This window comes from Vibrio sp. KUL80, from assembly GCF_059725495.1.
The window spans coordinates 1,375,992-1,388,235 of the sequence record NZ_AP045841.1 but is presented as its reverse complement, the minus strand read 5'-3'; the positions used below and the strand labels follow the sequence as shown (position 1 = coordinate 1,388,235).

Below are 12,244 nucleotides of genomic sequence, written 5' to 3'. Positions count from 1 at the left end.
TTTACGCTTTGGTCGCTTCCATAGCATCAGACTTGGGCGTTTTACTGACCTTAGTCGGTAATGTCTGCGGAACCAATGCCAATAACGCGGTAAGCCCCAGAGCAACAAGACCAGACATGGTGACCGGAGAACCAAACACGGTCTGTACTAGCTTAGGTGCCTCCTTTAGTAAATCTGGTACTAGCATCACTCCCAAACCTAAACCAAATGAGATAGCAATCGTCATGATTTTGCGTCTATCTAGCTCTTCATTGGCAATAATCTTGATGCCGGCTGCTGCGACGGTGCCAAACATTACTAGTGTTGCACCCCCAAGTACAGGCTTAGGAATAGTCATCAGTACTGCACCGAGGATCGGAAACATACCAAGAACAAAAAGAATCGCAGCAATGAAATAACCTATGTATCGACTCGCGATTCCCGTTAAATGAATCACGCCATTATTTTGACTGAAGGTCGTGTTCGGAAAGGTGTTAAAGGTCGCTGCGATCAGTGAGTTAATACCATCAGCTAAAACGCCACCTTTGACTCGTTGTAAGTACCCCTTCCCTTCAATAGGCTGTTTCGAGAACATGCAGTTTGCTGTGAGATCGCCTGTAGACTCAATAGCCGTAATTAAATAAATAAACGCAATAGGCAAAAACGCCTGCCAGTCGAATGCGAATCCATACTTAAACGGAACTGGAATACTTAAGAGAGGCTGCGCGCTAAAGTCCGCCATAGAAGCTTTACCCATCATCGAGGCAACAAGCCAGCCCACTAGCAACCCAACAAGAATCGACGACAGACGAATCATAGTATTACGGCTAAGGTTTAGCACAACGATGGTTGCTAGAACGATACTACCGAGTAACAGGTTGCTTCCCGAACCAAAATCTTCGGCACCGACTCCACCTGCAATATCTGTCACTCCGACTTTAATAAGCGAAATACCTATGGTTGTGATAACTATCCCTGTGACAACAGGAGTTATGACGACTTTAAGCTTATCGATGAAACGCGACAAAATGATCTCGACAAACGCACCAAAAAAACAAACACCGAAGATGGTGGCCAGCATCTCCTCCGGACCGCCACCATTGGCTTTAACTAGAAAGCCTGCGCCCAGTACCGAGCCAAGAAACGCAAAACTTGTGCCTTGTACACAAATCATCCCCGCCCCAACTGGGCCAATGCGTTTTGCCTGAATGAAAGTCCCTACCCCCGATACCATGAGCGCCATGCTAATCAAGTAAGGAATATGCTCTCCGAGCCCAAGTACACCGCCAATGATAAGCGTGGGTGTGATGATGCCAACAAAGCTCGCAAGCACATGCTGCAAAGCAGCGTAGCTCGCAGATTTTGCCGAGGGTTTGTCATCGAGTCCGTAGATGAGATCTTCTTTGTCGTGTTCCATGTGACTTCCTTTCTGTATTTTTAATTGTATACAAACCTAACCATCGATAGTAAGCAATATGTATACCACTAATTTAAACCCCTTAAATTCAATACTTTATTCATATTGCGTTCGACTCTACGCACCGAAAAGTAGCAACTCTTTTCTCAATTGATGCAAATATGGACAAACAAATTAACAACTTCCTCTTTGACTTACAGGTGTACGCTGATATTCTAGCGAACAGTTGTAAGCTTAAATGGAGTTTATTGATGGATACGGCGAAAAAGCCTCCGGTAATTTGGCTAAATGTAGCGATTTTTCTAGGCACTTTTATTTTGGCAACCGTCGGTGTCGCATGGTATGGCATAGTCGAAGGCTATAGCGTGGCCCACTGGGTATGGCTGGTAATTGCTTTTGTATTTTGCGGGATGTCTATTACGGCGGGTTACCATCGCCTTTGGTCCCACAAAACCTATGAAGCCCACAAGGCTTTGAGATATCTCTTTGCGATTGGCGGTGCTTTTGCGTTACAAAACAGCGCGTTACATTGGTCTTCAGACCATCGTGTTCATCACAAGCATGTCGATAACAACGACAAAGATCCCTACTCTGCTAAGCGCGGATTCTGGTACTCGCACATTGGCTGGATGTTAAGAGAGTATCAGGCTCAGCGTTATGATGATTATCGTAATTGTCGCGATCTCCAAAAAGATCCTGTGGTCATGTGGCAACACAAACACTATGTACTTCTCGCGCTATTGACCAACTTTGGTATCCCGATTGCTCTTGGCCTACTCTACGGCGATCTAATTGGCTTTGTGCTTGTCGTGGGGGCACTGAGATTGGTGCTGAGCCATCACACTACTTTCTTTATCAATTCACTGGCTCACATCTGGGGTTCACAGCCTTACACCAGCAAAAATACCGCTCGTGATAATGGAATCCTCGCTTTCTTCACTTTTGGTGAGGGTTATCATAACTTCCACCATATTTTTGAGCACGACTACCGTAATGGTATTCGTTGGTGGCAGTTCGACCCGACAAAGTGGTTAATTCGAGGTAGCGCGAGTATTGGCTTAGCTTCAAACTTGAAACGTGTTTCTGCCTATAGAATTGAAAAGGCGCGTCTACAGCAAACCATGGCAAACGCTAAAGATAGAATTTTCAAGCTTCCTAATGCCGAGCAAATCCAAACTGCATTAGAGCACGAGCTTCAGCAACTGTTAGCGAAACTCACCGAGTACGACGAGGTTAGGAGCCAGCTTATTGACTCCGCGAAATCCAGCGTAAAAGAGAAGTACGAACTTGCACTGCTGCGCGTCAAGTTAGAGCAATTAGATATTAGTTTGAAGGAACAAAAAAAACGTTGGAACGCTATGGTGAGCAATCCTCGTTTGGCTGTAGCGTAGCAAGAGATAGCGCAATCTAGCGAATGTAATGCGTTAAGCTTTATTGACACTGAGCGAGCACTAACTGTGCTCGCTTTTTCTTTATAATCACGGCTTGTTTGTCCAGTCGTGATCACTATGAAAAACAACAATCTTTGGCAGTTCTCTCAAGCCTCCATGGGTATTGTGCAATGGATAGGCGTCGCCATCATCATTGCTCCAGTGATCATATCTCGTACGGGTAGTGCCATATTAGTTGGTCAGGTGATGTTAATCTTGGGGCTGATTGGACTCATTGCTCCTCTGCTTGGTGCTCTCGCTGACCGCTACTCATTGCATCGTCAGCTGCATTGCTTTGCTCTGGGTTGCCATTGCTTTGCACTAATAATGTTACTGCTGGTCGAACATACCGCTTGGCACTACTGGGGGATTGCGATCCTGGTGGGTCTTGGAAGTAATTTAATCCTCATCCTCAACCCAACATTTGCGTTAAAGCTCAATCACAATCCAGCAGAGCAAACAAGATCGCTAAAACGTCTGTTCCAGCTGCAGATGCTTGGTGTTGCAGTCGCTGGCATTGCTGTCGGCACACTTAGCCACTTTGGCTTTACAGACACATTTCAGATAATTGCGCTTATCATCCTAGATATGAGCCTGCTTGTTCTTACTCTTATTGCTCCACCAGCTGAAATACAAAAAGATGATAGTCTCAAAGATGCTCTCTCGGGAGATCGTCGACGCTCTTCACCGTCAATTTGGTTTGGATTCGTCATCTGTGTGGATTTATCGATGTTTATCGGCTCAAACATGGTTGAGTTCGGGCCCGTTATTATCGAACAAGCGTTTGGCGTCTCGGTCGCAAGCTCAGCATTTGGTATGGCGATAGCGGCTTTAGCTACACTTGTATCGCTAGCCCCTGCTGGGAAATGGATGGAGAAGCACGGCCCTCAATCGCTCTGGCTAGTGACAATAGGGATCAATCTCATCGTCGCCGCTGTAATGTGGGTCATGTATGGACAAGAAGTCGTAGCGCTATTGCCGTTATCACTCATTCTCATATCAATCATCAATGGTGCATGGAATGATATTTCCATCGCTGCACTTGCGGATCAAATAAGCCCCTATTCACCCGCCACTTCACAAGGCTACATGGCGGCGGCGGTCTCATTAGGATTTTCGGTTGGGACGTACTGTGTCGGGTATCTCATCGATAATCAGAATGTGGCTGGCGTAGTAAACTTCTTGGCGGTAAGTGGCATAGCGGTTTCAATCATTGCCGTGGTGATCATTAAACTGCACCGGTATCAATTAACGCGACAGCTAAAAGTAGAAAAAGCGATTTAACTCGCATTGGTCGGGAGTAGAGAGCAAGTTGAGTATCAACAAACCCAACTTGCTGCGGAAGATTAAAGTACAGAGGTTCTATTTCGTCCCAGTTCCTTCGACTGGTAGAGCGCCTTATCCGCCCTCTTTAGCCACTCAAGGTGGTTGGCATCATCGGTTCGTCCCTCGGTAATACCCAAACTGATGGTGTACTTGAGTTCCTCTCCGTCAATGACAATAACCATCTCTTCGATCTTTTTGCGAAGGCGCTCAGCAAAGTATGTCGCTTGATCAGCTGACGTATCAATTAGCAATACCGCGAACTCTTCTCCACCATAGCGGCCACACACGTCGGTCCCACGAGCCGCCTTCATCAACTGACGTGCAGTCTCTTTAATAACCTTATCTCCCCAGGCGTGACCATAGGTATCGTTGACCTTTTTAAAGTGGTCGATATCAAACATGACTAATGAAGATGTTTGTCCTGTAGTTTGAACATGATGAAACTCATCGATAAAATTCGTTTCCCAAAATGCGCGATTAAAGAGACCTGTCAGACCATCAGTACGCCCTATTTCGGTAAGTTTCTCGTTAGAGCGCTTGAGGTGCATTTTGCTCTTAGCAACGTCGCTTACGTCCTGCAGCATGATGGCAAAGTGAGTCACCTCGCCCTTCGGTGATTTAAGAGGTGTGATGACCATGTTCTGGTACATCTTAATGAGCCCCTGTGAAACCGGAGAGAAGTTCTTGAACTCAAAGATGATAGGTCTGTCTTCCCAGTTAGAGAACCCTCTAGTCTTTAGCTTACTTGCAGATTCCAGTTTTGCTCGCAGCCAACTCTCTGGTAACTCCGGATAGCTATCAAATAGGCTTTTTCCCATGATTGACTCGGCATTGATGCCACTGTAATTCTGCATGAAGCTATTCCAAGCACATACGTGATATTCACGGTCAATAACTACAAGTCCAGCATCTAGGGTATCCAGTAGTTGCATGGTCCAGTGAAAGTCTGACAAATCCAGTGTCATGGTCGTCATTGCAATAACTCCATTTGGCGACGAATAATATCGACTGACTCCTCGTCGAACATAAACAGAACTGAACAAAACAAGTCCAACGCCTCTGCATCGTAAGTATATTCAACGGTGAATACATGCTCGTTATCCTTGAGCATCGAGTTTTCTGGGCTAAAGTCATTGATTCTCAGAGGCTCACGTAATGAAAACTCTAAGCACAATTGCTCGGAAAGCGATACCAAGAATGAAGAGACTAAAACGTTGACCAGATTGACCACGACTTCATCATTAGACACCTCACCGCTGGCGAAACCCAAGCGCTCACCTACCTGAGCAATAGAGTCGCCTTCAATACAAACCAGCGCTTCGCCATGCAGTCCGCCGCCTACAAACCGCTGAGCGGCAGCACAGCTATTTTCTCGAGTTAATGTATCTTGAATCATCATGGTCAGTTCACTAAAAGACAACTCCCCGACCGTCGGTACGGGCAGCAGAATGAACTCTTTTAGCAACATTGATATTGTTGCTGCGCCTGCCCCTAAAGCAATATTGGATGTTTCTTGAAAGCGCTCAAACATCTGAGCTTTAGAGTAGTATTGGCGATCTGTCGAAGTGCGCTTATAAGGAATACTCAAATCGTTGAATAGCGGAATCGCAACTTCAGATGTGAGAGGTTTTTGAACAAATGCATAAGCACCTAATTCAAAACAACGGGCTTGTGCTAATTCTTGAATATCACCGGAGACCATTACGATCTTTGCCGTGCATCGTCTTTGCTGCAAAATGGATAACACTTCAAAACCATCCATTTCATGCATCGTAATATCGAGGAACACGATATCTACGGGCTGAAGATCAATAATTTCAATGGCTTCATGTCCGTTTGTTGCAAACAGAATATCCCCCGCAAAACTTGCGTCGATACAGTTTGCTATACTCTTTCGTGCGACTTTCGAGTCATCACATATTAATATCCGCATGAACCCATTCAACTTATTGATAAATTACCCTACGCCATATAAACAGAATTTCATTCCGGAAGCTAGAGAAAGTCTGAACCGACATCACACTTTCATCGTTAATTGCGAGTTAGCCTCCGTTCCCGTTTAGAACTGTTAAACCCCACTCCCATTTGTTCGTAAAAACATGATGTTGCGCTCACAAAAATAGGATGAGGTGACTTAACCATACTTCGTGTTGTTTTCGCAAAGATATTTACTAACCTTACTTACAACATTAACAATAATGGCTAGGTAAGACATGGATAAGTCACTACTCGCTCCCAATCAGGAGCAAGAAATTACTGCGGATATAGAAAACCTATTCTCACAATATAGCGTTCTCCTTGAGTTACTTTACTCTTCGAGCCTATCTCCCACAGGCTTTCAAGCCTTTCTCGATAAAATGGTCGAGATGTTTGACCTAGCAGATGTTTGTCTTTTCTTTACCAAGAACGCAACGCTAGACATCTATTCCGCTTGGCTCTCGGGTCCAAAGGCATCGGCGATCGTGGAGTATATTGAACAAAAACATGATAAAGACGACTACGTTGTCGACTACATTCAAGGCCACCCCATGAGCCGGTTTTACTCGCTAGAACAAGACATTGGACGAAGGAGTTCTCCCATTCCTCTTGAGTCTGAAGAGTGGTTTGATGGGCAAGGATTTAAAGACGTGTGCGGTGCTGTAATACACCGTGATAATAATTCCACCGCAACCATTGTGGCTCATCGGTTGATTGAACAAGGTCCTTTCAAAAGTAAAGAGCTACTCATTCTCGACAATCTAATGCCACACATTAAGCAAGCCTATCTTTTGTACCAGCACAAAGAGCACCATGGGAATATAGACGGCTGGAGTAAAGTCATTAATCACATCCCTCATGCGACAATGCTCTTCGGTGCAAGAGGGGAGCTATTAGAAGCGAATATAGAAGCGCAACGTACTATTGCAAAACAGAGCGATATAGACGTCATCGACCAAGAGTTAAGATTCTCATCCCCACAAAAAGCACGCCAGTTCATTGCGAAGATGCTGAGGATGTGTTGTTTAGATTTCAAGGAGCAACAAAGCTTCGAAACCATGTCCTTCGGCGGTGCCAAATTTATTATTTCTCCCATCACCATTAATCATGAAAACAAAGGTGCACTTGTTTACATAATCACGAGCCAGATCGAAATCAATCCCAATACCGCTCTCCTAAAGGAGTTATACAACCTCTCAGATATGGAAATAAAAGTCTGCGAGTGCTGTTTACGCGGACTCAATCGCCAAGAGATCGCCGATAAGCTTAACCGCTCGCCTTACACCATTAAAGATCACCTGAAGTCTATTTTCACCAAGACTGGCACAAGGCGACAATCTGAACTGATCGTGACAATTCTCACAACAACCAATTTACCCTCCCCCCCCACTTGGGGAAAACTAGTTTCAGCGTTGCCGAATATTGATAGGTAACTTAATTGTTAGTAAGCCGTTGCACATACGTTCGCTACAGCGTCTGGCTAGATAACAAACAATTATACCTTCAAAGGAAATGAGGCTTAACAATGAAACTTTGCAAAACCGCACTTGCTGCTTCCATCGCGGTAACACTCGCTGCCTGCGGAGGCAGCGATGATGGTACCGACTCCAATCAACAATCCACCACCTATTCAGTCGGCGGTGAAGTTGTCGATGGCTATATCTATAACGCGTTAGTTTGGATAGACATAAACCAAAATGGCACCTTAGACGATGGAGAACCTAGTACCTATTCCAACTTGGATGGCTCATATGATTTAGAACTCACCAGTGAGCAAGTAGATGCGATCGTCGGTCTTCCTATTTTGGCCGAATTGACCAAGGATTCTGTCGATGTAGGCTCCGACCCAGATGCCTATTCAGACGTTGAAACGCTCACACAAGATCTCGAGAGTGGTGCATTGGCACGCGTGTTCGATGAAGCTAACACTGCTCACAAAATCACATTAAGTATGCCACCACTAGGATCCAGCGATATCGAGTCGCTCAAAACCAATGAATCCGTTTCGGGTCAAGTCATTACACCCTTTACAACACGTGCCAATGAGTCTATTGCTGAGACTCTAGAAGCACTTGATACCTCTGACGATGCCGCAAGCCTAGCTCGAATCGACGAGCTCATTCAGCAAGCATTTGATGATGTTGCGGCTCAAATACTCGATGAGCTCCAAGACAGCTCAGGATTAGATTCAGACGAGTTAGCTGAATTACTACAACAAGACTTCTTCGATACCCAAAATCTGCCTTCATCGTTAGCGGGTATTGACAAAGAACTCGAAAAGATTGCTACGCGAGATGTAGAAACGAAGGTTAATCAAGAAGTAGAGATTCAAAAACTCATTGAAGACAATGCCGGCGCTACCGTAAAAGGTGGCACTAGCTCTAAGTTCTTCACGCCAGATAACACTAACCTGCCTATTACGGTCACTGAGGTATGGTCGAGTGTTGAATCTGTGGAAGGCACAATCACCACAATAGAAAATACCTCAACCACCTACTTCATTAATGACGAAGGTGAAAAACAAGAGTACAGCAAGTATTCCGGCACCTACGTGGAAGATAGTTCAGATAGCAGTTTCTATTCCTACGGCACCTACCAAGCTGACCTCAACTTCGATAAGAGCTTTACATTCATTAATCATGCTTACGATGTGGGTACCTTCTCCGATACCGAATCGGGTAGCAGCCGAACATTTGAACGCTACCTTGACGAGCAGATTTTGGAACAAGGCGACCATATTATCGCTGAATACACGGGTATTGAGCTTGACTACGATACCGCTGAAGAGTTTGTAGCGGCCATAAAGGCTGAAGATTATTCAGGTATAGATAGCTTACAAAAGCTAGCTGAAACCTCTAAAGAAACTAGCGAGTATATGTATGATTCGAGACATCTTACCATCTACGACCATACTCAAGCCTCGCCAAAAGACTTCGCCACTTATATAGAACTAAGAGAATATTGGCAAAATAGCGATGGTAGTACAGAAGAAGTCATCTCAAGTGACTGGGAAGCAGATGGCAGCTATAACCGCGTCGTTTCCAATGCATCAACACTTGATGGCGAATCGTATGCCACGACAGAAGAGCCTATCTGGAATTGGGATGGATCAGTCAGTGACGAATATCAACTGAACTATTGGCAAGCGTCGTACATCGAGAAATCGACTAATGCAGATGGCTACAAAGAAACCATCAGCGGCGGTGAAAAAGCCATCTTGAATGAAGATACCGCAATGCCGGTAACCGACGATGACGATGAGCTTATGGTCTTTAACGACTGGCTAGAAACGACGGTGGTTTACAGTGACAACGATGTAAGGGTTCATACGATGTGGAATCACTACCCACTGGATGGATATGAGTTCACTCGCGAAGAATCAGGGCAGAAATATCAAACCACGGTTAACGATGAGTTGGTAACCTTCCCAGAGTACTGGGGGCAATTCATCGATGATTTACCAACAGTCGTCGATGAACTTGTTGACGAGGACCTTGGCAAACAAGCTATTTGGCTAAGGGTTATCGGTGAGTCCATTCGAGGTACACAGCACGACTATGATTATTGTGAAGTCGACATCATTGGTGACGGAGCGACAGCCGCCGCGTTCTCGACTGCTCTGACTCAGTGTGGTGGAACGCAAGCCTTCACCTCAGATGACTTAACCGACTCTACGATTATGAGACGTAAAAACAGCGGTACCGAAGTTCGTTATTGGACACTGAATGAAGGTGAACCACCGCTACAGGAAACTTGGACTGTTGATGGCATTAAACAAGGTGAGTGGGACTCTTGGTCGATAAATGATGATGGACACCTGGTACTTCAAGTCGGCGACTTCACTCGTGTTATCGCAGCCTACAGTAAAGGCGAATATGGAGCAGGCGTACTAGTCTTTGACAGCGGTGAAGGTGATGAAAGTGAAATTTGGAGTTCTTACTTCGCCGGTAAAGATGATGCTTACATACCCGAAACACCAATAACAGAATAGAGTAACTTCAATCAACATACTCCGCCTTCGGGCGGAGTATCAAAACAAATCCTGCTGTGGGCTAGACTCTTCTTGTAATACTTCATTGGGCACGGTTGCCTTACCTTGAGCGAGTTTGCGTCGATAACGCATACGACAAAGCTTAATAATGTGCAGCTGTTGAGCGGCAGTGTATGACAACCAATTAAAGCGCTCCTCACGTTTACGCATGCATCCCTGGCAATAGCCTTTTTCGTCCACAGTGCACACCCTGACACAAGGGCTGGGCACGGTAAAAAATTCTAATTGTTCCATTGGCTCCCCTTGCAAATAATTCAATCTTATACAATGAGCTTGAATTAAACTTCACAGACCTACTCTACTTGCCACTCCCAGTGACAAGCGCAACTGAGTAAGAATAGTCTGACTCGACCAAATTAATGGTACTTATTGAAGGTGTTACGCAATAACTTCCACATCCTGTGTTGAAATCCCACTATACTAAAGATAACCTACTCCTGACAAAAAACAGTGTTTTATTAGTTAGGCTTGTCAATAATTTCATTCAGTTGGAGCAATGTATATGAAGATTTTTTCTAAGAAGGTACTCGCAGCAGTTGCGCTTCCGGTTCTTATGACGGCATGTGCCGCTAATGACGCAAAACAGGAGGAGCCGATGAAAGCAGTAACTGCTCAGGATCTTCAACACCACAATTGGAATCTAGTACAGATCGACGGTAACCCAATCACCGTGACTGAACAGAACCAAGTGCCGCGCCTAGAGATCGGCGAGAAAATGACAGCGAACGGCAACGCAGGTTGTAATAACTTCTTCGGTCAAGGTGAGCTAAAAGACGGTCAGTTCCGCATCGAAAAAATGGGCATGACGATGAAGATGTGTCCTGGTGAAGCGATGGATATTGAACGTACCGTATCACAAACGCTTTCAGACTGGAGTGAAATCACTGTGACTCAAAACGGCCTTGAGCTTAAAGGTGAAATACACACGCTAACGTTTGAGCTAAAAGACTGGGTCAAATAACCTCCCTCGTGAGCGATTGGTGATACCAAGTTTGTAGACGGCACTCAGTGAGTGCCGTTTTTTTAGCTTACTGCCCCTCCTTCAGAGCACACCACATAGCTTTTGCCTATCAATGAAATAAACACTTCCCATTTTCTCTGTTGGGAAATCCCCGTTATCGTTATCCCAAGTTAAAACACAAGAGAAACTAGCATGACCAGCAACGCACTTATCGTAGAAGGCGGCGCAATGCGGGGAATATTTGCGGCCGGGGTGCTCGATGCATTTCTAGAGCAAAACCATAAACCCTATGACTTTGTGCTTGGCGTATCCGCAGGAGCCTCCAACCTACTTGGCTATTTGGGAAATGCACCAAAGCGAAGCTACCAAGTCATCACGGAACTCGCGACCAGCAAATCTTTTTACAATCGTCGACGGTTTGTCGCAGGTGGCCACCTAGTCGATGTTAAATGGCTTTTTGAAGAATCCAATCGTCGCTTTCCACTCGATTTAGACACCGTGTTTAGTTCCACACCATTTATTGCAGCCGCCACGAATGTTGCCACTGGTCGACCAGACTATTACGAGGTGACACCAAACAACATCGCGAAGGCGATTGAAGCGACGGCGTCTCTACCGTTGGCGTATAAAGATACTCCTTGTTTTGATGGTGGTTGTTATACAGATGGCGGCGTCGCCGACTCTATTCCTGTCCGTGAGGCATACCGGCGCGGAGCTCGTGATATTACTGTTATTCTTTCTCACCCGCTGAGTTATGAGATGCCAAAACCTAAAGCGGGGTGGCTGATGAAAAAGCTATTCATAAAACACCCCAACGTTGGGCGAGCGATGGCACAGCGCGCGAAAAACTATAATGAGTCTTTGGCGTTTATTCGTAACCCGCCCAAAGACTGCGTCGTGCGTGTTATTACACCGCAGGAAAGCTTTCCAGTCCAAAGACTCACGATGGAGAAAGCATTACTTGATATCGGTTATCAGATGGGGGTTGAGGAAGGCCGCCAGCATCTGATTAGGATTAGAGGAGAGTCATTATATCAGCAGGAAGAGTGTCACTTTTGTTGAGTAACCCTCTCTATTAAGAACGAATATATCGAAAAGAAAAC

At 45.3% G+C, this 12,244-nt stretch carries 10 protein-coding genes; 6 read left to right on the top strand and 4 right to left on the bottom strand.

What is annotated here, in order from left to right:
- Nucleotide 1 precedes the first annotated feature (1 nt).
- Complete coding sequence (locus AC6I8U_RS06340; RefSeq protein ID WP_498018041.1) at nucleotides 2-1,396, bottom strand: nucleobase:cation symporter-2 family protein; 1,395 nt, start codon at nucleotides 1,394-1,396, stop codon at nucleotides 2-4.
- A gap of 251 nt (nucleotides 1,397-1,647) precedes the next feature.
- On the opposite strand from AC6I8U_RS06340, the gene AC6I8U_RS06335 reads away from it, so the two are divergent.
- The gene (locus AC6I8U_RS06335; RefSeq protein WP_498018325.1) at nucleotides 1,648-2,787 is read left to right on the top strand and encodes an acyl-CoA desaturase; all 1,140 of its coding nucleotides are present in this window, start codon (nucleotides 1,648-1,650) and stop codon (nucleotides 2,785-2,787) included.
- Between the two features lie 117 nt (nucleotides 2,788-2,904).
- Complete coding sequence (locus AC6I8U_RS06330) at nucleotides 2,905-4,110, top strand: MFS transporter (protein WP_498018040.1); 1,206 nt, start codon at nucleotides 2,905-2,907, stop codon at nucleotides 4,108-4,110.
- A gap of 62 nt (nucleotides 4,111-4,172) precedes the next feature.
- Here AC6I8U_RS06330 and AC6I8U_RS06325 read toward each other — a convergent pair whose 3' ends face one another.
- Together AC6I8U_RS06325 and AC6I8U_RS06320 are read right to left on the bottom strand one after the other, a co-directional pair.
- Nucleotides 4,173-5,126 (bottom strand): sensor domain-containing diguanylate cyclase, encoded by a 954-nt coding sequence (locus tag AC6I8U_RS06325; protein ID WP_498018039.1) that lies wholly within the window; start codon nucleotides 5,124-5,126, stop codon nucleotides 4,173-4,175.
- The gene (locus AC6I8U_RS06320; protein WP_498018038.1) at nucleotides 5,123-6,085 is read right to left on the bottom strand and encodes a response regulator; all 963 of its coding nucleotides are present in this window, start codon (nucleotides 6,083-6,085) and stop codon (nucleotides 5,123-5,125) included. Before AC6I8U_RS06320 ends, AC6I8U_RS06325 begins: the two co-directional genes overlap by 4 nt.
- 280 nt (nucleotides 6,086-6,365) lie before the next feature.
- Here AC6I8U_RS06320 and AC6I8U_RS06315 point away from each other — a divergent pair, with 280 nt between their 5' ends.
- Together AC6I8U_RS06315 and AC6I8U_RS06310 are read left to right on the top strand one after the other, a co-directional pair.
- The gene (locus tag AC6I8U_RS06315) at nucleotides 6,366-7,562 is read left to right on the top strand and encodes a helix-turn-helix transcriptional regulator (protein WP_498018037.1); all 1,197 of its coding nucleotides are present in this window, start codon (nucleotides 6,366-6,368) and stop codon (nucleotides 7,560-7,562) included.
- A 92-nt stretch (nucleotides 7,563-7,654) separates the two neighbouring features.
- Nucleotides 7,655-10,120 (top strand): hypothetical protein, encoded by a 2,466-nt coding sequence (locus tag AC6I8U_RS06310; protein WP_498018036.1) that lies wholly within the window; start codon nucleotides 7,655-7,657, stop codon nucleotides 10,118-10,120.
- 39 nt (nucleotides 10,121-10,159) lie between these two features.
- On the opposite strand, the gene AC6I8U_RS06305 is transcribed toward AC6I8U_RS06310, so the two are convergent.
- Nucleotides 10,160-10,414: a DUF1289 domain-containing protein gene (locus tag AC6I8U_RS06305; protein WP_252011953.1), complete on the bottom strand. Its 255-nt coding sequence runs from the start codon at nucleotides 10,412-10,414 to the stop codon at nucleotides 10,160-10,162.
- A 268-nt stretch (nucleotides 10,415-10,682) separates the two neighbouring features.
- Between AC6I8U_RS06305 and AC6I8U_RS06300 the strand changes: the two genes are divergently transcribed.
- Nucleotides 10,683-11,141 carry an META domain-containing protein gene (locus AC6I8U_RS06300; protein WP_498018035.1) on the top strand — a complete coding sequence of 153 codons (459 nt, stop codon included), beginning with the start codon at nucleotides 10,683-10,685 and terminating at the stop codon, nucleotides 11,139-11,141.
- A 192-nt stretch (nucleotides 11,142-11,333) separates the two neighbouring features.
- The gene (locus tag AC6I8U_RS06295) at nucleotides 11,334-12,203 is read left to right on the top strand and encodes a patatin-like phospholipase family protein (protein ID WP_498018034.1); all 870 of its coding nucleotides are present in this window, start codon (nucleotides 11,334-11,336) and stop codon (nucleotides 12,201-12,203) included.
- The last annotated feature ends 41 nt before the right edge of the window (nucleotides 12,204-12,244 follow it).